Below are 25,715 nucleotides of genomic sequence, written 5' to 3'. Positions count from 1 at the left end.
GATCTATACTCTGGCTTGCCGACCGGTGCGCCGAATAACGTCGACTGCGCGGGGCGGGCAAACCCGTTCTGCAGCTAAGTCTAGTCGTTTTGCCGAACGGCGTGGTTAAGCATCGGCCTGCCGATGCGCACGCGGCGGGCGCGCCAAGCGAACACCCAATTCAAAATCCACAGGAGAGACGCATGGGACTTTTCGACGGTTTGCAACGCCAATTGCGTTCGGTCATCGAATGGCAAAATCCGGCACCGAACGCCTTGTTCGAACAATGGACCGACAACGGCGACGAAATCAAAAACGCCTCGACGCTAATCGTCGGCCCCGGCCAGGGTTGTATTTTCGTCTACCGCGGTAAGGTGCAGGCGGTGTTCGACAGCGAAGGTTCCTACAATCTGCAAACCGACAACATCCCGTTCTGGACCACGATTGCCAGCTTCATGCAATTCTTCGAAAGCCAGTACAAGGTCGGCATCTATTTCTACCGCAAGACCGTGATTCTGGACCAGAAGTGGGGCACCAGCTCGCAGATCAAGTACCTGGACCCGACCTACAAATTTCCGGTTGGGCTGCGCGCTTACGGCAATTACAGCTACCGCCTGGCCGAACCCGCCCAGTTTTTCGTCAACGTGGTCGGCGAACAAAACCTGTTTACCACCGAGCAGTTGCGTAGCGTCATCGTCGCCCGCCTCAGCCAGCCGCTGGCCGATTTTCTGGCCACCAGCCGTTTCGGCTATCTGGACATCGACACCAACCGCGAGGAAATCGCCGCCGGCGTGATGCAAAAGTTGTTGCCGCAGTTCGCCGAGCTCGGCTTCGCCCTCACCGATTTTCGGATCGAAGGCACCGACTTCGACGAAGAAACCTTGAAACGCGTCAATCGCATCGCCGATATGACCGCCGAGGCCCAGGCCGCCAAGGAAGTCGGTCTGGACTACGCCCGCATCCAGCAATTGGAGGCGATGCGCGAAGCCGCCCGCAACGAAGGCGGCGGCGCGGGCATGGGTATGGGCTTGGGCGCCGGCATCAGTTTCGGCCAAACCATGGCGCAAGCGATGAACCAACCCGCCGCGGCGCCGGCCGCACCCACCCAGGCTGCATCCGCCGATCCGATGGAAAAACTGGCGCAACTGAAAAAACTGTTCGAAGCCGAATTGATCACCGCCGAAGACTACGCCGAGAAGAAAAAAAGCATTTTGGACGGTTTGTAAGGCGAACCGGCAGCGCGGCCGCCATTGCCGCTGCGGCGCCGGCCGGCGATGCCATACCGGTTAAAAAGCCCGAACAGCCGACTAAGCGGCGGAAAAATGCGGCCCGGGCGGCCGCCTGTTTCCATTTGTGTACTATCCTTGGCAACGACATTTACACCGTTGGGAATCGACCATGGATATCGCCGAACTGCTGACGTTTTCCGTCAAGAATAAAGCCTCCGACTTGCACCTTTCCGCCGGTTTGCCGCCGATGATACGGGTGGACGGCGATATTCGCCGGATCAACATCCCGGCGCTGAACCATAAGGAAGTGCATGCGCTGATTTACGACATCATGAACGACAAACAGCGCCGCGATTACGAGGAGTTTCTGGAAACCGACTTTTCCTTCGCCTTGCCCGGCGTGGCCCGGTTCCGGGTCAACGCCTTCAACCAGGACCGCGGCGCCGGCGCGGTATTCCGCACCATTCCGTCGAAAGTCCTGACCTTGGAAGAGCTGGATGCACCCAAGTTTTTCCAGGAATTGTGTACCAAACCGCGCGGCTTGATCCTGGTGACCGGACCGACCGGTTCCGGTAAATCGACCACGTTGGCGGCGATGATCAACCATATCAACAATAACGATTATGCCCACATCCTGACCGTCGAAGACCCGATCGAGTTCGTCCACGAAAGCCAGAAGTCGCTAATCAACCAGCGCGAGGTGCACCGCGATACCTTGGGTTTCAACGAAGCGTTGCGCTCCGCGTTGCGGGAAGACCCCGACATCATCCTGGTCGGCGAGATGCGCGACCTGGAAACCATTCGTTTGGCGCTGACCGCGGCCGAAACCGGCCACTTGGTGTTCGGCACCCTGCACACCACCTCCGCCGCCAAGACCATAGACCGGATTATCGACGTGTTCCCGGCGGCCGAGAAAGACATGATCCGCGCCATGCTATCGGAATCGTTGCAAGCGGTTATATCGCAAACGCTGTTGAAGAAAGTGGGCGGCGGCCGGATCGCTGCGCACGAGATCATGGTCGGTACCCCGGCGATCCGCAACCTGATCCGCGAAGCTAAGGTGGCGCAGATGTATTCGGCGATTCAAACCGGGCGCAAGGACGGCATGCAGACGCTGGACCAAAATTTAAAAGAGTTGGTCGACAAGGGCCTGATTACCGCCAAAGCGGCGATGACCCGAGCCGTCAATAAAGACATGTTCCGCTAATTGGCGAGGAGGACCGATGGACTTTAACGCGCTATTGGCATTGATGGTGGAAAAACGGGCTTCGGACTTGTTCATCACCGCCGGCCGGCCGCCGTCGATGAAAGTCAACGGCAAAGTCGTCGAAGTCTCGAAGACGCCGCTGACCAGCGACCAAACCATGAAACTGGTACTCGGCATCATGTCGCAGCGCCAGCGCGACGAATTCGAAAACACCAAGGAATGCCAATTTGCGTTGAGCGCACATAAGCTCGGCCGCTTCCGGGTCAGCGCCTTCACCCAGCGCGATTCCGCCGGCATGGTGTTGCGCCGGATCGAAACCACGATTCCAAGCGCGGAAGAATTGCATCTGCCGCCGGTGTTGAAAGAATTGATCATGCACAAGCGCGGCCTGGTGATGTTCGTCGGCGCGACCGGTACCGGTAAATCGACCTCGTTGGCGGCCTTGATTCGCCACCGCAACGAAAACAGCAGCGGCCACATCATTTCCATCGAAGATCCGATCGAGTTCATCCATCCGCACCAGGGCTGCATCATTACCCAGCGCGAAGTGGGGCTGGATACCGAATCGTTCGAAGTGGCTTTGAAAAACACCCTGCGCCAGGCCCCGGACGTGATTCTGATCGGCGAGGTTCGCACCCGCGAGACGATGCAACACGCGATTACCTTCGCCGAGACCGGCCATCTCTGCGTCTGCACGCTGCACGCCAACAACGCCAACCAGGCGCTGGACCGGATTTTACATTTCTTCCCCGAAGACATGCACAGCCAGTTGTTCATGGATTTGTCGCTGAATCTGCGCGGGATCGTCGCCCAACAATTGATCCAACGCGCCGACGGCAAGGGCCGCTATCCGGCCATCGAAATTCTGTTGAATACGCCGTTGGTCGCCGACCTGGTGCGCAAAGGCGAAGTGCATAAATTGAAGGAGCTGATGAAAAACTCGCGCGAGCATGGCATGCAGACTTTCGACCAGGCGCTTTACGATCTGTACACAGCCGGTAAAATTAGTTACGAAGATGCTCTACACGCTGCCGACTCCCGCAACGAAGTCCGCCTGATGATCAAACTGGGGGCCGAGAACGTCAATTTCGAAACCGCCGGCATGTCGCTGGCCGAGAACGACGAAGACGGAGGCAGCCTTTATAAATAAACCCGGATTCAGCCCTTTTGCCACACTTAATCTCTGTTAGCCCGATATTCAAATTTGCCGCTGCCGCGGCGTTGGCCGCGGCACTGGTCGGCTGCGCCTCCGAGCCGCCGCGTAACCAACCGCGGGCCTCGGCAGCGGTCAAACCCAATCCGCCCAGCCAATCCGCCCATATCCGACCCGACCTGAGACCTTTTGCCAGCGTCGGCGGCTACCGCGCCGGCGCGGTCAGCGGCGATTACGCCGGCTATCCGGCGCTGACGCAATTTATCGAGCAGATGGTGCAAAAGCACGGTTTCGATAGGGAATATTTGAACGGTTTGTTCTCGCAAGCCAAGCGCAAGCAATGGACGCTGGATTATCTGGCCAAATCCGACCAAGGTTTGAAAGGCAAACCGAGTAAAGGCGGCTGGACCCGCTACCGTTCCCAGTTTCTGGATACCCGGCATATTGATGGCGGCGTAGCGTTCTGGCGCACACACCAGGCCGCCTTGCAGCGCGCCAGCCAGCAATACGGCGTTCCGGCCGAGTACATTCTCGGCATCATGGCAGTGGAAACCACTTTCGGCGGCTTCGTCGGCAACCACCGGGTGATCGATGCGCTGACCACATTGGGTTTCGATTACCAACGCCGCTGCGAATTTTTCCGAAGCGAGCTGGAGAGCTTCTTACTGATGGCGCGTAGCGAAGGTATCGATCCCGGCAAACCGGTCGGCTCATTCGCCGGAGCGATGGGGTTGGGCCAGTTCATGCCCAGCAGCTTTTTGCAGTGGGCCGTGGATTTCAACGGCGACGGTCGCCGCGATTTATGGAATCCGGAGGATGCGATCGGCAGCGTCGCCAATTATTTTGCCCAGCACGGCTGGCGCGACGGCCAACCGGTGGTGAGCCGGACCCGGGGCAGCTATAGCGGCATCGATAGCCTGGAACCGGGTATCGACCACGAATATCCGCTCGGCACGTTGGCCCAAGCCGGTATCGAACCGGCCGGCCATTGCGGCTGCGATTATCCGCTGCGGCTGGTGTTGCTCCGGCATCAAAGCAACGACGAATATTTGCTGGGCCATCCGAATTTCTACGTGATTACCCGCTATAACCACAGTACGCATTACGCAATGGCGGTGCACGAACTGGCGCAGGCCATCAAGAGCGGTTACCAACGACTCGCCGGATCCCCTGCAAACTTAGGCGAGAATTGATCGAGGCGAAGTTGGCATTTACGCCGCCTGCGGATATCGATTTGGCGTTCCCTAAAACTATGTCGCGAAATGGCGTAGCAGCTTACTAAATTCGCACCCTTTTCCGACCGTTCGGCCTGCCCGCTATCGAAGCCAGCGGCTTCATTTTCGATATTAGCCAAATCAGCGGAAGGGTGGTCTAACGTGCGAAGGCTGACTTTCCAGGCGTCGAGTTAGAGGCCTGTTTGGCGGCGGAAGTAATAAACCCCGTTGAGCTGCTTTTGATGAAGGTATTTCATGTCCACAAGTATAGCCGGAGCCACCCTTGTGACACCTGGTACCTGGCAATCTATTGAATAATCAAGAATATCAGTAAGTTATACTGATAAAATGGCGCGCCCGAGAAGCACGGCATAACGATTTCTCGTCAAGCTAGGTGATTGAAAGATAAAGGCATTTTAAACATACCAGTCAGTAAGTCAACGCGCTATGTGTATACCGTTGTGTTACCTTTAAACTAAAGAGGCAACAACCGAAAGTATCGTAAATTTCCGCGTGGTCTTCTGAATATCGAGGATCGCAGAAAGCCCCCCATAACCCCGCCCGCGCTCCCACCCAAGTTCTAGTGGATCGATAACGGCACACCAAATCGAGATAAAGCGCCAAGCGCGCCCGTTGGAGATACCTTCACCAGCAGCAAGCCGCACCGAGCGTATTCTTTAACGTTCGTTTTTGACCACGTGGATCGGTACACTCAAACTGTGTTCATTAATGGGGTATTGACACAGATACACTGTACCGAGATAATACACCCCGTTTTCAGTACATAACGGGAGCACCCACTATGCCGACCTTTGCTTATCTCAGGGTATCAACTAAGGACCAGACCACCGAGCAACAACTAACCCAGATCGCCGGAGCCGGCTACACGGTAGAACCGGATCGCGTCTTTACGGAACAAGGCGTGAGCGGCAAAGTCCCAGCCCTGCAACGGGAGCAATTCCAGCGGTTAAACGATAGACTCAGCGCAGGGGATACGCTGGTAGTCACTAAGCTGGATCGCCTGGGACGGGATATACTGGACGTGATCGCGACCGTTAGGGCCTTGATTGATCGCGGCGCGGTCCTTGATGTACTCGGCTTGGGCACACTGGATAACTCCGCGCAAGCCAACCTCACACTCAACATGCTCGCCGCCATCTCTGAGTTTGAGCGGCAAATTATCAGCGAGCGCACCAAGGCGAAACTGGCTCAGAAGAAAGCAGACGGCGCTAAGTTGGGGCGCCCTGTGAAGGTGGATAATGCCGAACTAAAAGCCAGAGCCAAGGACCTACTCGCGTCCGGTTCATCCTGGCGAAACACAGCCAAGGCGCTGGATATTTCGCTATCCACGCTGCAACGAATGATGAAGGCAGCAACCACAGAAACAAAGACCTGAAACGGCTCCTCTAGCAGTAGAACACCATTTTTTTCAATATGTTACATGGAATGCAGAATGAGCCAGCAACCTAAGATTTATCGAGCCTTTGCGCTACCGCTTGCCGCCTTCGATTACCTGAAGGACTTCCAGCGGGAATACGAAAGGGAACATCGGGTACACCTGAACAATAATCAGTGCCTGACCTTAATACTGGAACAGCACAAGGCCGACAACCAAGCCCGATAGTGGGACCTATTGAAGCCACTGAAGCAGAATGAGCGCTAATAAAACCGCACGGCTTACAGCCCTGGAAGAACTCAAGCGACGCATTGAGAAGGGCCAGCCCCCTACCAAACAGCCCACTAAGCTACCATTAAAGAAAATCGAGATAATTGAGGAAGTATTTCAACATAGGGCGGGGGGCACCCTGGGGACCATCGACGGGCGAAAGCACGTTAAAACGCTGGAGTCGGCACTAAAGCACAACCAGGGTAACCCATTGGCACCAATACTAATTTACTGGGTAGGCGATGCCTGGGCATGTATCGACGGCCACCACAGGTACGAAGCTTACAAGGCGATGGCCTGGAAAGATAACATCCCCGTAAAGGTCTTTGAGGGTAGCATTTATGATGCCTTTGCCAAAGCTGGGGACGCCAACGTAAAAGACAAGCGTCCCATGTCCGACAAGGATAAAAGCCAATACGCTTGGGAGCTGGTCAATCTTACCAAGGAGAACGGCGAACGGGTTTACTCTAAGTCACAAATAGCCAAGATGTCCAACCGTTCGACCAGCCTTGTCGGCAGAATGATTCACGTACTTGCAACCCTACGCGAGACATACGCAGAGCCCCCACTAGAGCGGTGGACACATGCCCAAAGATGGTATGAGCAGGGGCCGGGTAATGGTGAAGATGTGGATTATCGGGCAATCATGGAAGGCAAGGCACAAAGACTAGCCGACAAACTACGCACCCATTTTAAGCAGCAATTGACTGCCGATCCTGTCATAACCTTTATGGCTCTGGAGAAATACAGCCCAGAACTGGTGGGACAACTAAAGACGCTCCTCAAGGAAGAAACCGATAGGGAAGCCGAAGATGGAGATATGGAGTATGGCTTTTAGTTACCCACCAGAGCACCTGCTGTACATCCCTTTAGCCTGTACATTTGTACAGGTAGCCGGACCTAACTGAGCAACCTCAAGCCCGCAGTTTGCCTGCCTCCAGGCATCTGTGGGTTTTATTTGTGGTGTGCGAATGAATAAATTGCCAGATAAACTCCGTACAGCAATATCAGGCCAACAACAATTTCAAATAGACAGCCCCCATTTTTGGAGCGTGGGCCACTCTCTGGCTTTTCAAGAACTGTTGATGAACTTGGGCGCGACGCCGGGGGCAATTCCACGTAAGACTCAGGATAAAGCACTTTATGCGGGCAAAGCCGCTCAGCCTGTAGCCAATTGCTTTTATATTCCGAACGTGCATAAAGCTTATAAGTCACAAACAGGAACAAGGCAAAGCCACCGATCAAACGCGGTACCATCTTCTCTGGCGCATCCATCACCGCAGCAGTAAGGAACACCCCAGCGAGTACACCCCAAGAAACATGGCGAAAGGTCGTCAACCGCTGCGCTGTAGCATGGTAAAGAGAGTCGCTTAACTGAGCCCGTGCCCGCCTTAAACCTTCTATATCTTCCTTTTCCAACATATACCCCCCAATATTGAGTAAGTCCCTAATATTCAAGCTTGGACAGGAATTAGTCAACTGATACTAGCCACTTATAACCGCATGCTGTACATTACGCAGTAATACTGGCAAAGGGGACTATATGGCTAAAAGTAACGCAGAAATCCAGAAGGCATACCGAGACAGGCAGCGCGAGCAAGCACTAGGCGAGCGCCTAAATATCATCCTAAGTGTCACGGCCAAGCGCCAGCTAGAGCGACTCGCGCGCCATCAAGGCAGAACCCAAAGGGAGGTACTTGAGGCGATGCTTGGGCAAGCTGAGGCGGACATTATGGCGTCACTCAACAAAACACCGAGCGCGCTAACTGAGTACCTTGATAACGCCAAGCCAGTCCGGAAAGGATTACGCAGTAATGAAAAACAAGGGGCTTGGTATGGCGGAGTACTTCCCACCTGGAACGCATCACTCCTGTTACCTAAATATTGAAGCCAACCTGATTTTGTCGAAAATTTCCGTGTGGTCTTCTGAATACCGACGAAACCGCAAAGTCCCCCATGCGGGGGCCGTCGGCACCATCCGAAGCGGGGCCCATAGTCAGGCTTAGTTGAGAATACACCAGGAAGCCCGAGGAGGCCGGCAGGCTACCCAAGGCAGGGCTGAACGTGAACGAACGACAGCGAACAGCCCTGAAGGTTACAAACTATGCGCAGATTTCCGCCGCCTTTTTCCGAGCGTTGAAGACTACGTTGTTGCAGTAATGAAGCGTATGCCTGCGCCAATGGAAGCTAATCTCACCGGGCCGACCCCGTTCTATTTGAAACGGCAGGCTGACCCCTTCCGTATGCACAACAAGGTAAAAATCATGGCGGCCAATGATTAACGATCTTGGCTCAACTTCTATAGAAAAATACCACCTCATAGGTCCCCCAGCTAGTTGTTAAAGTGAGATAACAGACTACGCGATTTAAGGCGGATTCGTCAATTATTATCCTTGTTTTTCAATGACTTATCCCATTTATGGGAACTAACAGACAGACACCCCCCAACCCCAGAAATCAGCTTAAAATTTCGATCCTCTTTAGCTTGTCTTGTAGCACCCCGAGGAGCGTCATTTCACCGTACCGGCTGGCCTGATCCCCCCGGCTCCAGCCTTGAAGCTCGCGTATGTGATCCATTGAAACGTCCGCAAGACGAAGACGATCCTTTAAGTTATGCCGCAAGCAATGGCATGTAAACCCGAGTGACTTCAAGCGCCCATTCATGGCATTGGAGGCACCATCGTTTTTAACCTCTTCGCGCTTCAGATCGACATACTTGGGAAACAGCCACTCGCCGCCTTGACTAAGTTCAAGCTGGCGTTTAATGCCTACCAAGGCGTAACCAATCAAGGGAATTAAGCGTTGGCTTTGTTTGGTCTTCAGCCTTCGCAAAGGGTTACGATGTAATTTAATGTAGGGAATATCGGCTTCTAGGTGTATATCCTCGACCCGCAAGCCCACGCACTCGGAAACACGCATCCCCGTATCGAACAGGATGCGGAGACCATTCAATGTATCGCTGTTTTCCGACTTGCCAAGCAAGGCGAGTAAGGCGGCCTGCTGTTCTGGGGTGAGGCTGGTACGGGAATCTTCATCATCTCTGAGACCTGGGATGGTGTGCTTCTCGAATGGATTTTTAAATGAGTACTCGAAATTGAGGATCGCCTTATTTACCGCTGACTTTATGGAGGATAGGCGTCGGGATACAGTCGCCGTCTTCAGTCCCTCTGATTGAACACCGCTAACCAGTCGCTCCTCAATCTCACGGCGCTTATATTGGTCGATCGGCCTATCGCCGAGGTAATCAACGAAGAACGTTAAGGCCTGCTGCACCGACTGCGTGAACTTCCGGTCGTCACGCTTACCGCTGACTTCGATGTAATACGTTACGGCATCCGTTAGAGTGATCGGCCTGCCAGCTATAAGGTCGAGTACTTTCTTCTCAGTGTGGGTCAAGTTAGCCGTGGGAGCATCTAACATTCGGGCGGAGCCTTCGTACTCAGCCACTAAAGCAAGCGGCTGCTTTTCAGCTAGGTGATCGATGTAATCGAAAGCCAAACCGGCGTTTTCTTCGGGTGTTGTTAAGGCATCAAAGATGCGCTGAGCCTCAACTATGGGGCTTTCTGGAGGCAGGCGGAGCTTAGCCCACGTTGCTTCGAGATCGCGATCCAGGCGTTTAGCGGCAAGCTGCGCCTTTATTAAGTCGCTCGTTTTTAGGCTCTGCATCCACAAGCGTTTACCAACCCTCTCGACTAAGTCACCAGGGACACGCTTACGGAAATAATAGACGCCGTTGGGGTGCTTTTGATGAAGGTATTTCATGCGAACAAGCATAGCCAGATGCCGACCTTGTGTCACCTTTTGTGACACCTCGATACCTAGCAAGCTACTGAAAAATCAGGAATATCAGTGGGTTAGACTGATAAAATGGCGCGCCCGAGAGGATTCGAACCTCTGGCCTCAGCCTCCGGAGGGCTGCGCTCTATCCAGCTGAGCTACGGGCGCTATGTGATTTGCGGTCTAACGATAATTTAATATGGTCAATCGGCTTCGACCGTAATTCTAAAACCTACAATTCGGCGCTGTGTTTACCGAAAGTAAATCAGCTCGTTCCAGTGTGAGCTAAAGGTGTTTAGAAAGGCCGCCATTATACGGGCAAAAGCCGGTAAAGTCATGGCCGGCTTGCGCTTAAGCGGTTTTTTTTGCCGAGCGCAGTTTTGCCAGCATCTGTTTTTGCCGCAGCTGACGCTCGGCCTTTTCTGCTTCCAGCCTGGCCAAGCGTCGGTTGCGCGCTTGATAACGAACGCGAGCGCGGCCGGCGTCCTCCGGAGTCCAATCGGCATTATCGGCCGGCACCATGGCGATGCAATTCATCGGGCATGGTGCAACGCACAATTCGCAACCGGTGCATAGCTCGGTGATGACGGTATGCATATGTTTGGCGGCGCCCAAAATGGCATCGGTCGGACACGGCGGCAGGCATTTGGTGCAGCCGATGCATTCGGCTTCGTTAATCACCGCGATCAGCCGTAGACGCTCGACGCCAAATGCCGGGTTCAACGGTTTGGCCGCAACCCCAAGCACGTCCGCGAGCAACCGAATTCCGTTAGCGCCGCCCGGCGGGCATTGGTTAATGTCCGCGTCGCCGCTGCTGATGGCTTCCGCGTAAGGCCGGCAGCCGGCGTAGCCGCACTTGCCGCATTGGGTTTGCGGCAGAACGGCGTCGATACGGTCGGCTAGCGCGGTTTCGGTTGCAGTCATGCCCTTGGCTTTATTTGATCCGCATGCCCGGCTGTGCGCCTTGGTCCGGCGATAACACGAAAATATCTTTACCGCCGGGTCCGGCCGCCAACACCATACCTTCCGAGGTGCCGAAGCGCATTTTCCGCGGCTGCAGGTTGGCAACGACAACGGTGAGTTTGCCTTCCAGTTGTTCCGGGGTATAGGCCGATTTGATGCCGGCGAAAATATTGCGGGTTTCGTTGCCCAAATCCACGGTCAATTGCAGCAGTTTCTCGGCACCTTCTACCGCTTCGGCTTTGACGATGCGGGCGACGCGCAAATCGATCTTGGCGAAGTCGTCGATCTCGATCGGGCTGGCGATCGGTTCGATGCCGGCGGCCGGCTCTGATGCTTCCGCCTTTGCCGATTTTGGTGTGACCGGTGGCGTTTTTTCCAGGTTTTCCTTGGACGCTTCGACAATGGCTGCAATTTTGTCCGGCTCCACTCGCGTCATCAACGGCGTAAAGGCATTGATTTGGTGGCCGAGCAACGGCTCCACCACGTCGGGCCACACCTGCGGCGGAATATTTAAAAAGCTTTCGGCGTTGGCGGCCAAAGCCGGAATCACCGGCCGCAGGTAAACCACCAGCATCCGGAACAGGTTGATGCCCATGCTACAGGCGTCGTGCAGCTCGGCGTCTTTGCCTTCTTCCTTGGCGATAACCCAAGGTTTTTTCTCGTCTATGTACTGGTTGGCTTTATCGGCCAGCGCCATGATTTCCCGCATCGCCTTACCGAATTCGCGGCGTTCGTATAGCTCGGCAATCGCCGTATTGGCGTCGACGAATTGCTGGAACAGAGCCGGTTCGGCGCAGGTATTCGACAACAACCCAGCGAAGCGTTTGTGAATAAAGCCGGCACAGCGGCTGGCAATATTGACGACTTTACCGACCAGGTCGGAATTGACGCGCAGACAAAAATCGTCGAAGTTCAAGTCGATGTCGTCGACGCCGGCACCGAGTTTGGCGGCAAAGTAATAGCGCAAATATTCCGGATTCAGATGGTCCAAGTAGGTGCGGGCCTTGATGAAAGTGCCGCGCGATTTGGACATTTTTTCGCCGTTCACCGTCAGAAAACCGTGGGCGAAGACGGCGCTGGGGGTGCGGAAATCGGCGCCGGTCAACATCGCCGGCCAGAATAGGGCATGGAAGTAAATGATGTCCTTGCCGATGAAATGGTACAACTCGGCGTCGCTGTCCTTCTGCCAAAAGCTGTCGAAGTTCAAGCCCAACCGGTCGCACAGATGCTTGAAGCTGGCCATATAACCGATAGGCGCATCCAGCCAGACGTAAAAGTATTTGCCGGGGGCATCGGGAATCTCGAAACCGAAATAGGGGGCGTCGCGGGAAATATCCCATTGCTGCAAGCCGTTTTCCAGCCATTCCGCCATTTTGTTAGCGACTTCCGGTTGCAAGTGGCCGGCAGTGGTCCATTCCCGCAACATTTGCTCGAAATGGCCTAACTCGAAGAAGTAATGTTCCGATTCTTTTTCGATCGGCCGCTCGCCGGAAATGGCTGAAACCGCGTTTTTCAGCTCGGTCGGCGAATAGGTCGCGCCGCAAGCTTCGCAGCTATCGCCGTATTGATCGGCCGCACCGCATTTAGGGCATTCGCCTTTGATGAAGCGGTCCGGCAAGAACATGTTTTTTTTGGGGTCGTAGGCCTGGGTGATACTGCGCTGGCTGATATGCCCGCCGGCGCGCAGGCGCTGGTAAATCAAGGCCGAAAACTCCCGGTTTTCCGGAGAATGAGTGCTGTGGTACTGGTCGAACCCGACGCCGAACTCGGCGAAATCGGCGCGGTGTTGTTTTTCCACGTCGGCAATCAACTGTTCCGGCGTAATGCCTTCCTTGTCGGCGCGCAACATGATCGGCGTGCCATGAGTATCGTCGGCGCAAACATAAAAGCATTCGTGGCCGCGTTGCTTTTGAAAACGCACCCAGATGTCGGTTTGGATGTATTCGACGAGATGGCCGAGGTGAATCGGGCCGTTGGCATAAGGCAAGGCGCTGGTAACTAGGATTTTTCGCTTGGACATGGGGGAAATCGGCCGGAAAAAATGAGGGCGGATTATGGCACAAATCGCCGGGGGTTTCATGGATTGCCGCCAGCGGCGTGGCGGCGTCCGCCGCATCGGCTGCGGTTGCCGGGGGTTTCCAGTCTTTGGTTATGCCGAACGGTGCGGTACAATCGCCGAGGCTTCCCGCTCAAGCATTGCACCAGTCTGCCGGTTAGCAAACCGGGCCTGGCTGGCGCCGCTTGAATAATTTTAAAAAGAGATGAGGTTACAACATGAAAAAAGGCTTGATTATGGCCGTCGCTCTGCTGGCGTCCGGCTCTGTGTTTGCCGCTACCGACCATTACATCTTGCGCGACGGCAATCATGTGCAGCATTTGAAAGTCACCAAGCTGGGCAACGAATACAACGTAACCGCCGATGTGGATTTCGAACCGAATCCCGATGAAGTCGGCAAAAGCGCATGCTCCGCGCAAGTATCCGGCGACGCTAAAGCGGCCGGCGAAAACGAGCTGGTCTTGAAAAAGCACATCGAAGGCGAAGCGCGTTCCTGTACCGTAAAAGTCCACCTTACCCCGAACGGCGCCAAACTCGACCAGTCTGAAGAATGCAACTACTTCGCAGCCGGTATCTGCCATTTTTCCAGCGACGGCAAAGAGCTGTTGAAAATCAAGTAAGTCCACTTTAAGCGCAATAACCCAGCTTATTGCGCTTCTCCTTCTTCCTTTTTTTCACACACCGCAAATCTAACGTATCAAGTCGGCTGCAATGCCGATGCCTTAAGCGAAAATTGTGTGATATCACGCAGTGTAGAGACATATTGTCGCGCGGCAATAGGCCACATTTTAAACGTTAGGCGTCTTTGCTAGATTATCGCCACCTCATGCAGGTGCGCATGAGCGGAATCATTCCCGATAATCCAATTAGCCAAGGAGTCTTTATGAAAAAATCACACGTGATGCTGATAGCCGCCGCAGTTGTTCTGCTGGGTTCAACCGCTGCCCTGAATGTGACCGTTGCCAATGAGTCGGGCAAAGAAGACGCAAAATCGGTCGCTTGGTACGTGGCCAATATCCAGGAGGCCAAAGTCCAAAACCAAGTCTGCCATGACAATCCAAGCAACCAAAGCAACGAAAACTGCGCGAATGCGCTGCATGCGTTAGAAATCACTTTCAAAGGCGGAAACTAATACGCTCTTACTCCAGCCTTTCCGGACATCGCGAGTTCGCGCCTCCCCTACGCGATGTCGCGTTATCAAAGGCTGGAGATTTTTTCGCCCCACTTTTCCATCGAACCCTACCTTATGTTTTTCTGGCTCCGCCAAATGCGTTAGAATATAGCGGCTGTTGATTGTCGAAAGGTATTGCAATTTAGCGCACCGTCGATTGCATTGCGGTAGCGTCGCCGTTTTGATTAAAATTGGTCAGCACGATGCGTGCGATAGCACGTTCCGTCAACCGTTTACCCTCTAAAGTCAGTCTCAAGCATCCCAAAGCCGGCATAGCTCAGCAGGTAGAGCAGCGCACTCGTAACGCGAAGGTCGTAGGTTCGATTCCTATTGCCGGCACCATTTAGTTTTTTCAACATCTTACATTATCTGAAAATCGCCAAGCGTAAGCGTTTCGCCCTCGCTTTCCACATGGTTACCCACCTTGAACGCTGATAACGGCCGCAGGGTTAGGCTAAGCCGACTCTCGGGATGAACGCATCCAAGCTTTATTCGCAGGCGGTTCCGATTTTCGGTCCGGCTATGCAGTTTCCGGTTCGCGGCAATCGAGGAAACTTGCGGTAAGCATTTCCTTACGTTTCTTGAGGATTGCGCTATAATTTAGATGCCCATCACAAAAATGGCCGAGGCAGGGAGCTGGCGATCACGCCGCAAGCTGTCGGCACACGCTTTCGAGGGATCGCCTAGTTGTAAGGAGAGCGAACATGTCTGTTCCATATCCATCATCCGACGGCGGTATTTCGGTAGAACTCGAAAAGGGTTCCGCAGGACCGGCATCAGAGTCCGGCAAAGTCGATTTATTTCCCATCGCCAACCCAGACTTCGAGAAAGTCAAAACCTTGAAGGACTTGGCGCTACGCCACATCACGCTGGAGCAATTCCCGGTAGTCAGCGCTTGGCGCGAAAAGCTGTTTGCGCCGGAAGGAACGCCGGAGATTTGCGACGAGCTGCCGCGTTTGCTGACCGAATTCCTGCGCAAGCCCGAAAATCAGGCCTTGCCACCCTATACCCGGCGTGCCAAAGCAATACGCCATATCTTCACCAATAAAACTGCAATCGTTAAACCCGACGACTTGCTGCCGGGCCAAACCACCACCAGCTTTGTCGGTCCGGTGGTCTACGCCGACACCATAGGCTATTGCATCTGGCCGGAACTGAAAACCGTCACCACCCGTAGCCAAAATCCGTTCAAGATTCGCCCGGAAGTGGCCGACCGCCTGAATCGGGAGATTTTTCCGTTCTGGCTGGAACAAAAACCGATACAGGAACTGGCTCGTTACAGCGACTACGATAGCGCTGCTTATGAAAACCGCGACCGGATCGGCGGCGATTATCCGGAATCGATAGATCCGCCCTTGCGGAAAAGGGCCGGAGAAACCCCGAAAGCCCAGGAATTGATGGAGCGAGTAGCCTTCTTCCTGTCCGACAAAGCCACCTGCGTTTCGCATACGGTGCCGGATTTCGAGCGGGTTTTGAAATACGGTTTTGACGGTTTGATCGACCGTGCCCGGCAAGACATCGCCAGTGGCGCGGCCGCCACGCCCCAGCAAAAAGAGTTTCTGCAAGGCGTGATCGAGGTTTACGAAGGCGCCAAAATTTACGCCCAACACTTGGCCGAAGCCGCCGATCAGGCCGGCAATCAGGTACTGGCGACCATCTGCCGGAAGGTTCCGGCCCAACCTGCCGAAACCTTGCACGAAGCGCTGGCGGTGGTCTGGATTTGTTACCACCTGTTAATGCAGGAAAACACCAATTTCGGTTTTTCCATCGGCCGGCTGGATCAAATCCTCAATCCGTTCTATCTGGCCGACTGGCAAAAACTGGATAGCCCCCAGGCACAGGACGATTGCACTCGCCGGGCGATAGAACTGGTCAGCCACTTCTTCCTGCATTGTTCCGATCATGTACCACTGTCCACCTCCGGTTCCGAAACGCTGTTCGCCGGTAGCGGCTCCAATCAGGCCCTGACCGTCGGCGGCACCCGTTACCAGAATGGCCAGGTGCTCGATGCGGTCAACGATATGACCTATATCATCCTCAAGGCTACCGAGATTTTGTCGATCCGCGACCCCAACGTGCATGCCCGTTACCACCGCGACGTGCATCATCGCGACGCCCAAGGCAATCCGCTGCCGGCCGAGGTGATGGACCCGTATCTAAAACGGATTTGCCAGGTCAATATTCTGACTCGCGCCACGCCGGCTTTGCATGGTGACGCCGCCGTAGTGCCGGCGATGTCCAGTTATTACGCCGCCCATGCCGGCATCAACCCAGAAGAAGCCTTGGCCGATGCCTACGACTACACCTCCATCGGCTGCATCGAAGAAAACGCCGCACACAAACATTACGGCAACACCGGCTCGACCTTGATGGTGTTGCCGGCCGTGTTGGAGCTGGCCTTGTACGGCGGCAAACATCGCAGCGACGGCGTGGCGCCGAAATCGCCCAATCTGTTTTACGGCAATGAACGCTATACCACCTCGCCGTTGACCAAGCTGGACAGCATGCAGGCGTTTATCGAAGCCTTTAAATTTCAATTGAACGAAATGGCCCGCCACGTCGTGCAATGCAACAATTACTTCGGCCGTTTCTACGAGCAATCCCGGCAGTCGCCATTTTTGTCCGGCTTGTTTACCGGCCCCACCAACACCCCGGACAGCGACGGCGCCAGTTTTAGGGATCTGACCGCCGGCGGCGCCAAATACAATTCAGCGGGAATTGCGGTGATCGGTCTGGCCGATGTGATCGATTCGTTTTGCGTGCTGGACAGCTTGGTGTTCGGCGGCAAAATCTCGGCCGGCGAATTGCTGGCGGCGATGCAGGCCGATTTCGACGTAAAAAACTTACAACCGAAAAGCGCCTGGGCGGCATTTCGTGAATGGCTACAAAACTGGCTGCATCCCGAAGACGCTCCGCTGCCGCTACCCACTTTAAGCGCCGAGCGCTTGAATAAAATCAAGGAGATGATCCGGCTGGCCCCCAAATACGGCGCCGGCGTCGATCAAACCCCAGGCGGTGTTTACAACAATGCCACAGCGGTTAAATACACCCATCTGTTGACCGAAATGTTACAGGAAGTGTTCGGCCAATACCGCACCCATCGTGGCGGGCGCTATCTGCCGGGTTACTGGAGCATGACTAATCATGCCGGTTTCGGCATGTTGACCAAAGCCACGCCGAACGGCCGGCGTAGCGGCGAGTCGTTTGCCAGCGGCATCACGCCGTGTCCGGGCGTGGTCAAAGCCAACGGCGAGCCGGTCAATTTGCTGGATCACATGCTGTCGGTCACATCGGTGAACTCCAACACCGTGCAGAACGGCTACACCTACAACCTCAGTTTGACCACCCGCGATCGCGGCCATTTCGAAGAAGACACCGAGTTGTTCTCGCGCTACATGAAAGCCTTTGCCGACCAAAACGGCGTGCTGGTGCAAATGTGCGTGTCATCGATCAACGATTTGGTCGCTGCCGACCGCGCCGCCACAGCCGCCGGCCAGGCTGGCGCCGGCGAGGAAGAACACAAAGCCCTGGAGCCATTCAAGGATCTGATGATACGGGTAGCGGGTTATTCGGCCTATTTCGTCACGCTGAGTCCGCAGATGCGCAAAGAGATTATTCAACGGGCCAATTTCGGATTGGATAGCGGCGTCGAGCAACATACGCTCAACGCGATTTAAGAGGAGAACTGTCATGCATGCCGGATTTCCCTGTTTATTTCCCAATTTACAAAAAACCTTACGCTTGGGCAGTAATGCCGCCATTGATGCCGGCGAGTTGCCGGCGGTGTTGGACAAAGTCGAGGGCCGACTGTTGGCCGGCGGCATGGCGGTAGCCTTGCGCCTCGGGTTTGGCTATTTATTGCGCGATTGCCATCTGGATGCCGCGCAAGCCGCCAAGGCCAAGGCCTTTTTCGAGGAAAACTTCGTGATCGTCGATCCGATGGTGCCGGGCGGCAAACGTTACTATCAAGGCAAGTTTCTGATCCGCACCAGCCGACGCGGCGACGATATGAATGTGTTGCTGAGGTTTTGCCCCAATCCCGAGGCGCTGTATATCAAGACCCCGTTCGGACAATCCCTAAACTCGCTGGCCTTGGTCGATACCCAAGTGCTGGACGAAAACCAGGCGGACCAAATCGAGAACGATCCCAGTAAGGTCGATCTGGTAGTGCGCTTTAAAGACGTGCAAGCCATAGTCGGTCTGCTGGGCCGTTCCGGCGTCGACGTGGTCGGTTTGCTGCTGGAGAACCTGGTGCAACTGACCGGCCACGTCGGTCATCTGTTCAAACTGGGCGCAATCGCCACAGATATCCAATTGTCGTTGGACCTGCCTAAAGCGGCCTAATTTGGGAGCAAGAAGATGAACGGCACAGCTTACATCTTCGATATCAAACGCAATGCCAGCGAGGACGGACCGGGCATCCGCACCACGGTGTTTTTCAAAGGCTGTCCGCTGAGTTGCAGTTGGTGCCAAAACCCCGAAGGCATCGCTGCGGGACCTTCGCTATCCTTTCGCGCCGAGTTATGCCATCCGGAGGACTGCGGCCTGCCTTGCTTCAAGGCTTGCAACGCCAAAGCCATAAGCTTGGCGGATCGGAGCCTGCGGCTCGACTGGGAGCGTTGCAATCGATGCGGACGTTGCGCGGCGGTGTGCTCGAATCATGCCTTGGAACAGGTTGGGCAATGGCTGAGCGTGGATGAGCTGTTTTATCGAGTCGCCATCGACAAGCCGTTTTTCGACGCCACCGGCGGCGGCGTTACCGCGTCCGGCGGCGAATGCACGATGCAGATGAATTTTTTGCACGAATTTTTCAAAAAACTGAAAGCCGCCGGTATTCGCACCGCCATCGAAACCAACGGCATGTTCAACTTCGGCCGCTTTGCCCGCCTGCTGCTGCCGTGGCTGGACTTGATCTATTTCGATTTGAAACTGATCGACGAAGCTGCCAGCATCCGCCATACCGGCCATTCCAACCGGGCCATACTGGACAACTTGTTGCGCCTGACCGAGTGCGCCGCGGTTCCGGTCAAGGTACGCATTCCGTTAATTCCCGGCATTACCGCCACCGATGAAAATCTGCGCGGTATCGCCAAGTTCTTGCGCGAGCACCAGATCAAGCAAGTCAGTGCCCTGCCTTACAACCCATTATGGCTGGACAAGCTGCAGCGCTTTGGGATCGATACCGAATACCGGTGCGGCGCCTTTATGAGCGATGCCGAGCTTGAACGCTGCATAGATAGCTTGCAGGCCTGCTGATTTCAAGGAGAGTCGTCATGCAAACCGATTTCCATCATGCCGTGACCTATGTCACCGCCCGCACCGCCGGCTTCGCTCACCAGGAAGCCGACATCATTGCCTATTCGGCGCAATACGTGGACGACGCCGTCAGCGAAGGCTTGGTCCATTTCGATAACAACGCCTTTTACGCCAGGATCCATTCCTCGCACAAAAGCACCGACATCGGCAATTTGAACAACGACCAAAACCTGATGATCTGGTTGCCGTTCCATTTTCTGCCGGGCAACGGCGGCAAGGGGCCGGGCGAAGATCCGGACGGGACCTTTATCCAGAAAATCGTCTGTCTACCGGACAGTCCGCCGGCCAAGGAAATGGTGCAAGCGGCGATCGACGATAAGGGCAAACCCTACAGTCTGCATCGTCTGGGCATAGCGCTGCATGTCTATGCCGATACCTGGTCGCACCAGGGTTTTGCCGGAGTGATACACGAAATCAACGAAGTGGAACACGCGCGGGAATTGAAAAGCTCCGGCATGTATAGCAAACAGTTGCAGCATGTGCTGGAGGATTTGCTGGATGATGTGATTCCGCCGCTGGGCCACGGCCGGGCCAGGGATTTTCCCGACCTGCCGTTTTTGCATTGGCAATATCGGAACGGGCGCGGGGTTTGGATCGAGCGCGATAACACCACCGACTTCTGCAAAGCCGCGGATGCAATGTGTAAAGTCATGCAGCAATATCTGGGCAAAGCGCAAACCGGTTTGCCGGCCGCCGACAAAGCCCTGCTGGAAAAAATCTTTCGCGATTTAAAAATCAAGGAAGATAAAGCCCGCCATGGCAAATGGCTGGAGATCGTCAAGAATGGATTCAAAGGCGAAAAATTCGGCTTCGGTAGCGCCGAGATCGGCTATGCCGCCGAGGGCACCAATTCCTGGAAGGAAAAAGCGCTGGGCAGCAGTTGGGACATGCGCGTCCATAAATACACGCCGCAATTTTTGCAAAGCCATTGGAAGCTGTTTCACGACGCGCTGCAACTGCATCGTTTGACCGTGCTGCACGATATTTTGCCCAAGTACGGCATCTGCGCCGGCTAAGCCGATCAGCGGGAGACTAGCCATGACCGCCAACACCGCAACCGAGCTACCCTGTCGGACCCTATACCCCATCGTCCTGTTGCACGGGGTCGGTTACCGCGACGATATGTTGATGCTGAATTCCTGGGGCCGGATTCCGAAACGCTTGGAAGCCGCCGGCGCCAGCGTGTTTCAGGGCGGTCTGGACGCCTGGAATAGCCATCAAAGCAGCGCGCTGGCGCTAAAGCCCACTATCGAGAGGATACTTAGCCAAACCGGCTCGGCAAAGGTCAATATCATCGCCCACTCCAAGGGCGGCCTGGAAGCGCGCTATCTGATTTCGAAACTGGATATGGCCGATAAGGTCGCCAGCCTGACCACGGTCTGCACGCCGCATCGCGGCTCGGCTGTGGCGGACTTGGTGGCCGGCGACATTCCCGATACCGAAAACCTGTTGAGCATCAATTTCTTCAAACGCCTGGCGCAGCGATTCGGATTTGCCGCGATGGACATCCTGGCCAGAATCACCGGCGACAAAAGCCCGCAAGCCGGCATGGCCATTCGCCAATTGACGCGCAGTTACCTGGCGGAATTTAACCGACAAGTGCCGGATATGGCGGGCGTGTATTACCAAAGCTACGGCACCCTGATGCGCCGGGCCATCGACGATCCCGTATTTGCCGCCACGCAGGTTTTGCTAAAGCGCATAGAAGGCGACAACGACGGCATGGTTTCCACTTTGTCCTGCCAATGGGGCAGCTTTCGCGGTCTGGTTGGCGCTAGCAATCCGGACCGGGGCTTGTCGCACGGCGATTTGGTCGATTATCGCGGCGTGCTGCTGACCCATTTCGATATCCCGGCGGCCTATCTCGACATCGTCAGCGACCTAAAACAACAAGGCTTTTAGCAGGGCGCTTAGGTCCTGCCTAAAAAAATATAACGAACACAGGGGAAGGACCATGAACAACTATCTCAATGTCGCCAATTTCCCAACCGCGTCGGAGCAAGAACAGCAAGCGCTGGCGAATGCGCTCGATGCCATTCTCGCCAACGATCTGCAAGACGGCGCGCTGCCTATGCTGCGCCGCTTTCGCAAGGTTCTGGGCGACAACCTGCGCCGCGAAGAATGGGACGGTATCCACGAAAAACTGCTGACTTTATTCAAGTGCGGCACCAGCACGCCGCTGGACGGGCCGATGATCGGGGTGTCGATGTCCATCCGCGATAGCGACTATTTCAAGGAAGCCGCCAACAAGCACGGCGAAAACCGGTCGATGCTGGCGCATCTGGAATGGATGGCAACGCTGTGGAATGTCACATATGCCAGCACCGGTTTATGGATGGGCAAGACCTTCGAGCCGGTTTCCGCAGAGGTATTCGCTGCCAAGTGCGGCCACGATCCGGTGGCTATATTTAATTACGATCCGGAAACGACTCGCATCGGCCGGAATTTTTTCCGCGAACCGGACGATCCCAATTTCATTCAAAGCTTGGGCATGCCGGTGCTGACCCAGTTCTGGAATTTGCAGGATAGGCCGTTGGATACTAAAGCGCAGGGCTTCGATAGCCAGTTGCTTGCGCAAAACCTGGCCAAGGAAAAAGCGATTCCGTATGTGAAAACCGGCGGGATTTTCCTGTCCTTGCCGGGTAAATCGGTGGTTGGGGAGATGCGCGGTAAAGCGGTGTACCAGCTCAACTACCGTTGGCACGATTTGCATCCGGCATTTCCAATGACGCGGCTGATCGACGAACTGGTGCAGATAGAAGACGGCGTTTATTTGGGCCAATTGGTGATGGCCACCCACCACTACAGTTTGGGCACACTGCGGATACCGTTATTCGGCGATCCACCGCCGGAATGGGAACTGGGCGAAGCCTATAGCGGCGATACCTCGCTCGATTACGGTTATCAGAATAACGGCTTCTTTTTGATGATAGATACCGCTCGCGCCCGCGAGGCGTTTGCGGATTCGGCCTTTCCCAACCTGCGGCCGCGCCCCGGCGAACGCGGTTGGAAGGAGCTGGGTTACGACCACCCGGCACCGGCCAAACCGGGCGCCGTGGCGGACGGCATCGATTGGAAGAGCGGCTGGCGCGACGACCCCGAGTTGCAGCGTAAATTCACCACATTTTGTCTGGAACCGTCGCCGAAAGCCGACGATGGCGACGTCCGCGAGCTGCTGCAACCGGGCGAATCCATTTTGCAGATGTTGCAACGCCAACAAGGCAAAATTTCCGCGGCCAGCGGTTTCGACGATCACCTGCGCCATTTTGAAGTGTTGAATCGGCTGTTTCGCAGCGGCGTGGCGCCGCGCATTGCCGATGGCATGTTCCAAGGTCAGGGTAAAGGCTACAACACCCGCTTCGATGCGCCGGAAGCGCGCGACTGGTACGGACAGAGCGATCCGTGCTGCGGATTCGATTATTACCACGGTGCCACATTGAATTTGCATTGGGGTTTTGGCGACAGTTTTATCGCCAATATCGCCCGGTCGTTGCAGGAACACAGCATGATTCCGGCCGCGCTGGCCGACAAGCTGCAAAACGATCCGCGCGCGCCGAACTTGCTGAACGCAGTGTGGGCCAATATCGGCCGCTTTATTTTCCCGTGGGCCGGTAAATCTTTCGAACGCATTAGCGGCCGCAAATTGAGCATGCTGCTGGACGAAAGCGACGACCTGGCCCAGCGCTATCCGCAGCGGGTCGCAGGGCTAAAAGCCCGTCCGGCCAGCTATCCGCATTACGCCTTAGTCGAGAAAAATAGAGAACATTATTGGCAACAGCCCGGCGCTTACGCCGCCCACCTCAACAGCAGTTGGGACCAAGGCATGTCCAAAGCAGACCGCGCCTTCTGGGAACGGGAGGCCGCCGAGCATTGGCTATTCGGCAATAACATCCAGGACTCGCGCATCCTGCCGACCGACGCGCTGTTTCGGGTATTGGACATGAACTACCACCCGCCGTTGCCATCCATTCAGCGCCTAGCCGATTCCGGCCCTTCGCCGTTCGTCAGACAGGGTTACAGCTTTTTGGGCGTGGACGACAGGGAGTCGATTTTGCCGATGAACAACGGGCCGGATCGGCCTAAGAAAGTATTCCAGTTCCATTACCGCTACCCGATGATCGGCGGTCCGGCGCCGATAGGCACCTGCCTGGACGAACTGGTGGAAATCGCCGAAGGCTTATTCCTGGGACAACTGATTTATTCCACCGCCTTGCTGGTACCGTTCCACTCCGCCACCGACCCGGCAGAATACCAGTATCAGTTATTCGGTTATTTTTTATTGCTGGACAACACCTGGGAGCAACACCGGCAGGCGATAGGGTTCGATATCAATACGTTAGGTTGAACTTGCGCGTGAGATTATTCTTTGGGATTTGTGGAGTTTGTACTACCAATAAACTTCGATTTAAATGCTTGACTAAAGTTTAATGCTCAAAAAAAATCAATAACTTGTGTAAAAAATTAGATTTTTTGGAAGGAGTTCTGACTGGGTTACTCTTATGGTACGGCAACATTAACGCCAAGGCTTGCTAGTACGATGCTGCTTATACTACTCAGCCTAAATGCTGGCTGGGTAGACTATTTATTTCTAAAACAGGAACGACTGAATCAACAACCGTAAGTTCTGGAGCATTTATGGTGTCTGCTCATTGATAAATCTCTGTAGAATACTAGCAGAGGGGTAACTGGACATCGATGCGATTCCATTTGCAAGTTCCACTGGAAACAAAGCTCCCTCAAACTTATGACTAACCAGACTCGGGATCGTGGCAATTATGCGTTGCAGTCCAATTAGCTGCTCCTTAGTTGGCATCGAAACATCATCCAGATATTCTCCCGTTGGTATGTTCAAAACCATGTATGTACCCGGATCAATCTTTAGGTAGATCTTCTCACCCCAATTAGTTCTTTTCCCGTAAGGATTAGCAAGATCCGGGGATCGGTGAACTTCCCGGCGTACAAATTCGTGCGACAGCACGGCAAACGAAGGCAATTGGTCACGTTCATGTGGCTGCGCAAAGCGGACTATTGATGCCAAATGATCGAAAAAGGCACCACTTTTTTCCTGACCTATTACATGTACTGGTCTAGCGTTATCTTTCGCGTGCTGTAAAAAGGCTCGAATGTTTGGGACTAACTTCGAGTACTGACTTCGCAGCGTAAGTGGGCCGTCCTTGATAAACAGGGTGTCAGTGACAAGACTTTTGTCGGTATGTCCCCACAGCACGCGAATTGCAGTAAATAGCATCAGGGTTTCCATAATCAACATGTAGGCAGATGCCACGGAATCGGGAGCACTTTCCTCGTCCATATCGAGATGAAACCCGATCATATCGGTCAAGAATACTGTCTTCGAGCAGTTTGGACATACACCTTCGTCTGCATCGTGTGGCAGTCCTTGGACAATATCCTCGTGGCAGTGGGGACACTGAAACCCTGGCGAAGTAGATTTACTGGCCTTGTCCCATTTCTTATAAGCAATCCACTTCAGCGTTTCATAGAAGGCGCCACCCTCGTCAATTTTCATCGAATCGCGAACGATATGCCTTACCGCATCGTAGTTAGTACCAAGTACTGTTCTAACGTTCTTCAACGGAAAAACAGTAGCGTGGAAGACGGCACTTCCGGTCAGGACATCCTGGAGCAGTAGTGGATGAGGATGGTCTTTGTCTATCGCTTCGAGGCGGACGCGATCAACAGTCAACAAGGCTGCTTTAACAAATGCAACTTCTCGCGGAGGCTTTTGTTCTGATTGAATAGAAACAAACGAGCCATCAACTGCCCAAACATTTCGTAGTGGTATTACACCCTCTGAATTGTAGGTCTCCCAAAGCGTATTTGTTGGATCCTTTTCCTCAGTCTTGGCAGCTTCGAACTCATTCACTAATGCGCGTACCCAATCACTTTGGATAACCGCCAAGTGGCCGAGTTTTGAGGCTGATTCCCCTGGCAATCTTGCTCCGGCTGAATATGGCATCGCAATA

At 54.7% G+C, this 25,715-nt stretch carries 21 protein-coding genes and 2 tRNA genes; 17 read left to right on the top strand and 6 right to left on the bottom strand.

Going from position 1 to position 25,715, the window contains the following annotated elements:
• Positions 1–182: 182 nt before the first annotated feature.
• The 7 genes from MKFW12EY_RS21820 (at position 183) to MKFW12EY_RS21790 (ending at position 7,286) form a co-directional block, all read left to right on the top strand.
• Positions 183–1,205, top strand: coding sequence for an SPFH domain-containing protein (locus tag MKFW12EY_RS21820; RefSeq protein WP_054759733.1), 1,023 nt, complete (start codon positions 183–185; stop codon positions 1,203–1,205).
• A 172-nt stretch (positions 1,206–1,377) separates the two neighbouring features.
• Positions 1,378–2,415 (top strand): type IV pilus twitching motility protein PilT, encoded by a 1,038-nt coding sequence (locus MKFW12EY_RS21815; RefSeq protein ID WP_054759731.1) that lies wholly within the window; start codon positions 1,378–1,380, stop codon positions 2,413–2,415.
• Between the two features lie 16 nt (positions 2,416–2,431).
• Positions 2,432–3,565, top strand: a complete 1,134-nt coding sequence (locus MKFW12EY_RS21810; protein ID WP_221053767.1) for a PilT/PilU family type 4a pilus ATPase — start codon at positions 2,432–2,434, stop codon at positions 3,563–3,565.
• Between the two features lie 17 nt (positions 3,566–3,582).
• Positions 3,583–4,761: a lytic murein transglycosylase B gene (gene mltB, locus MKFW12EY_RS21805; protein ID WP_245006389.1), complete on the top strand. Its 1,179-nt coding sequence runs from the start codon at positions 3,583–3,585 to the stop codon at positions 4,759–4,761.
• A gap of 823 nt (positions 4,762–5,584) precedes the next feature.
• The gene (locus MKFW12EY_RS21800; protein WP_221053766.1) at positions 5,585–6,178 is read left to right on the top strand and encodes a recombinase family protein; all 594 of its coding nucleotides are present in this window, start codon (positions 5,585–5,587) and stop codon (positions 6,176–6,178) included.
• Positions 6,179–6,235: 57 nt separating this feature from the next.
• A complete protein-coding gene (locus MKFW12EY_RS21795) occupies positions 6,236–6,406 on the top strand; it encodes a hypothetical protein (protein ID WP_157199226.1) in 171 nt (56 codons plus the stop codon).
• A gap of 28 nt (positions 6,407–6,434) precedes the next feature.
• Positions 6,435–7,286 carry a hypothetical protein gene (locus tag MKFW12EY_RS21790; RefSeq protein WP_054759727.1) on the top strand — a complete coding sequence of 284 codons (852 nt, stop codon included), beginning with the start codon at positions 6,435–6,437 and terminating at the stop codon, positions 7,284–7,286.
• A 116-nt stretch (positions 7,287–7,402) separates the two neighbouring features.
• Here MKFW12EY_RS21790 and MKFW12EY_RS21785 read toward each other — a convergent pair whose 3' ends face one another.
• Positions 7,403–7,870 carry a hypothetical protein gene (locus tag MKFW12EY_RS21785; protein WP_172680229.1) on the bottom strand — a complete coding sequence of 156 codons (468 nt, stop codon included), beginning with the start codon at positions 7,868–7,870 and terminating at the stop codon, positions 7,403–7,405.
• A gap of 121 nt (positions 7,871–7,991) precedes the next feature.
• On the opposite strand from MKFW12EY_RS21785, the gene MKFW12EY_RS21780 reads away from it, so the two are divergent.
• Positions 7,992–8,336: a hypothetical protein gene (locus tag MKFW12EY_RS21780; protein WP_221053765.1), complete on the top strand. Its 345-nt coding sequence runs from the start codon at positions 7,992–7,994 to the stop codon at positions 8,334–8,336.
• Between the two features lie 569 nt (positions 8,337–8,905).
• On the opposite strand, the gene MKFW12EY_RS21775 is transcribed toward MKFW12EY_RS21780, so the two are convergent.
• The 4 genes from MKFW12EY_RS21775 to metG form a co-directional block, all read right to left on the bottom strand.
• Positions 8,906–10,210 carry a DUF6538 domain-containing protein gene (locus tag MKFW12EY_RS21775; protein ID WP_221053764.1) on the bottom strand — a complete coding sequence of 435 codons (1,305 nt, stop codon included), beginning with the start codon at positions 10,208–10,210 and terminating at the stop codon, positions 8,906–8,908.
• A gap of 106 nt (positions 10,211–10,316) precedes the next feature.
• A tRNA-Arg gene (locus MKFW12EY_RS21770) sits at positions 10,317–10,393 on the bottom strand.
• Positions 10,394–10,576: 183 nt separating this feature from the next.
• Positions 10,577–11,149, bottom strand: a complete 573-nt coding sequence (locus MKFW12EY_RS21765; protein WP_054759715.1) for an RnfABCDGE type electron transport complex subunit B — start codon at positions 11,147–11,149, stop codon at positions 10,577–10,579.
• Positions 11,150–11,159: 10 nt separating this feature from the next.
• Positions 11,160–13,208, bottom strand: coding sequence for a methionine--tRNA ligase (gene metG / locus MKFW12EY_RS21760; protein ID WP_221053763.1), 2,049 nt, complete (start codon positions 13,206–13,208; stop codon positions 11,160–11,162).
• A gap of 254 nt (positions 13,209–13,462) precedes the next feature.
• Here metG and MKFW12EY_RS21755 point away from each other — a divergent pair, with 254 nt between their 5' ends.
• The 9 genes from MKFW12EY_RS21755 (at position 13,463) to MKFW12EY_RS21715 (ending at position 24,076) form a co-directional block, all read left to right on the top strand.
• Positions 13,463–13,864 (top strand): hypothetical protein, encoded by a 402-nt coding sequence (locus MKFW12EY_RS21755; RefSeq protein WP_054759714.1) that lies wholly within the window; start codon positions 13,463–13,465, stop codon positions 13,862–13,864.
• Positions 13,865–14,082: 218 nt separating this feature from the next.
• Positions 14,083–14,376: an EexN family lipoprotein gene (locus MKFW12EY_RS21750; RefSeq protein WP_157199224.1), complete on the top strand. Its 294-nt coding sequence runs from the start codon at positions 14,083–14,085 to the stop codon at positions 14,374–14,376.
• Between the two features lie 305 nt (positions 14,377–14,681).
• A tRNA-Thr gene (locus MKFW12EY_RS21745) sits at positions 14,682–14,757 on the top strand.
• A 362-nt stretch (positions 14,758–15,119) separates the two neighbouring features.
• Complete coding sequence (locus MKFW12EY_RS21740) at positions 15,120–18,092, top strand: pyruvate formate lyase family protein (RefSeq protein WP_221053762.1); 2,973 nt, start codon at positions 15,120–15,122, stop codon at positions 18,090–18,092.
• 13 nt (positions 18,093–18,105) lie between these two features.
• Complete coding sequence (locus tag MKFW12EY_RS21735; RefSeq protein ID WP_054759738.1) at positions 18,106–18,759, top strand: hypothetical protein; 654 nt, start codon at positions 18,106–18,108, stop codon at positions 18,757–18,759.
• A 15-nt stretch (positions 18,760–18,774) separates the two neighbouring features.
• Positions 18,775–19,671: a glycyl-radical enzyme activating protein gene (locus tag MKFW12EY_RS21730; RefSeq protein WP_221053761.1), complete on the top strand. Its 897-nt coding sequence runs from the start codon at positions 18,775–18,777 to the stop codon at positions 19,669–19,671.
• A gap of 17 nt (positions 19,672–19,688) precedes the next feature.
• Positions 19,689–20,747, top strand: coding sequence for a DUF6765 family protein (locus tag MKFW12EY_RS21725; protein ID WP_221053760.1), 1,059 nt, complete (start codon positions 19,689–19,691; stop codon positions 20,745–20,747).
• 22 nt (positions 20,748–20,769) lie between these two features.
• On the top strand, positions 20,770–21,633 hold the full coding sequence (locus MKFW12EY_RS21720) for an esterase/lipase family protein (protein WP_054759708.1): 864 nt from the start codon (positions 20,770–20,772) through the stop codon (positions 21,631–21,633).
• A gap of 52 nt (positions 21,634–21,685) precedes the next feature.
• Positions 21,686–24,076, top strand: coding sequence for a hypothetical protein (locus MKFW12EY_RS21715; RefSeq protein ID WP_221053759.1), 2,391 nt, complete (start codon positions 21,686–21,688; stop codon positions 24,074–24,076).
• Positions 24,077–24,364: 288 nt separating this feature from the next.
• Here the strand turns inward: MKFW12EY_RS21715 and MKFW12EY_RS21710 are convergent, their stop codons facing one another.
• Positions 24,365–25,708 (bottom strand): hypothetical protein, encoded by a 1,344-nt coding sequence (locus MKFW12EY_RS21710; RefSeq protein ID WP_221053758.1) that lies wholly within the window; start codon positions 25,706–25,708, stop codon positions 24,365–24,367.
• Positions 25,709–25,715: the final 7 nt, after the last annotated feature.

Source organism: Methylomonas koyamae, assembly GCF_019669905.1.
Lineage (GTDB): Bacteria > Pseudomonadota > Gammaproteobacteria > Methylococcales > Methylomonadaceae > Methylomonas > Methylomonas koyamae.
The sequence above is the reverse complement of the archived record's forward strand: the minus strand, read 5'-3'. Positions and strand labels throughout refer to the sequence as shown.

Bases quoted from the DNA above. Each gene is read 5' to 3' on its own strand.
- MKFW12EY_RS21735 (WP_054759738.1), top strand. From the start codon at position 18,106: ATGCATGCCGGATTTCCCTGTTTATTTCCCAATTTACAAAAAACCTTA.
- MKFW12EY_RS21720 (WP_054759708.1), top strand. From the start codon at position 20,770: ATGACCGCCAACACCGCAACCGAGCTACCCTGTCGGACCCTATACCCC.
- MKFW12EY_RS21820 (WP_054759733.1), top strand. From the start codon at position 183: ATGGGACTTTTCGACGGTTTGCAACGCCAATTGCGTTCGGTCATCGAA.
- MKFW12EY_RS21800 (WP_221053766.1), top strand. From the start codon at position 5,585: ATGCCGACCTTTGCTTATCTCAGGGTATCAACTAAGGACCAGACCACC.
- MKFW12EY_RS21755 (WP_054759714.1), top strand. From the start codon at position 13,463: ATGAAAAAAGGCTTGATTATGGCCGTCGCTCTGCTGGCGTCCGGCTCT.
- MKFW12EY_RS21715 (WP_221053759.1), top strand. From the start codon at position 21,686: ATGAACAACTATCTCAATGTCGCCAATTTCCCAACCGCGTCGGAGCAA.
- MKFW12EY_RS21785 (WP_172680229.1), bottom strand. From the start codon at position 7,870: ATGTTGGAAAAGGAAGATATAGAAGGTTTAAGGCGGGCACGGGCTCAG.
- MKFW12EY_RS21765 (WP_054759715.1), bottom strand. From the start codon at position 11,149: ATGACTGCAACCGAAACCGCGCTAGCCGACCGTATCGACGCCGTTCTG.
- MKFW12EY_RS21740 (WP_221053762.1), top strand. From the start codon at position 15,120: ATGTCTGTTCCATATCCATCATCCGACGGCGGTATTTCGGTAGAACTC.
- MKFW12EY_RS21780 (WP_221053765.1), top strand. From the start codon at position 7,992: ATGGCTAAAAGTAACGCAGAAATCCAGAAGGCATACCGAGACAGGCAG.
- MKFW12EY_RS21725 (WP_221053760.1), top strand. From the start codon at position 19,689: ATGCAAACCGATTTCCATCATGCCGTGACCTATGTCACCGCCCGCACC.
- MKFW12EY_RS21710 (WP_221053758.1), bottom strand. From the start codon at position 25,708: ATGCCATATTCAGCCGGAGCAAGATTGCCAGGGGAATCAGCCTCAAAA.
- MKFW12EY_RS21790 (WP_054759727.1), top strand. From the start codon at position 6,435: ATGAGCGCTAATAAAACCGCACGGCTTACAGCCCTGGAAGAACTCAAG.
- MKFW12EY_RS21730 (WP_221053761.1), top strand. From the start codon at position 18,775: ATGAACGGCACAGCTTACATCTTCGATATCAAACGCAATGCCAGCGAG.
- MKFW12EY_RS21815 (WP_054759731.1), top strand. From the start codon at position 1,378: ATGGATATCGCCGAACTGCTGACGTTTTCCGTCAAGAATAAAGCCTCC.
- MKFW12EY_RS21750 (WP_157199224.1), top strand. From the start codon at position 14,083: ATGAGCGGAATCATTCCCGATAATCCAATTAGCCAAGGAGTCTTTATG.
- metG (WP_221053763.1), bottom strand. From the start codon at position 13,208: ATGTCCAAGCGAAAAATCCTAGTTACCAGCGCCTTGCCTTATGCCAAC.
- MKFW12EY_RS21810 (WP_221053767.1), top strand. From the start codon at position 2,432: ATGGACTTTAACGCGCTATTGGCATTGATGGTGGAAAAACGGGCTTCG.
- MKFW12EY_RS21775 (WP_221053764.1), bottom strand. From the start codon at position 10,210: ATGAAATACCTTCATCAAAAGCACCCCAACGGCGTCTATTATTTCCGT.
- MKFW12EY_RS21795 (WP_157199226.1), top strand. From the start codon at position 6,236: ATGAGCCAGCAACCTAAGATTTATCGAGCCTTTGCGCTACCGCTTGCC.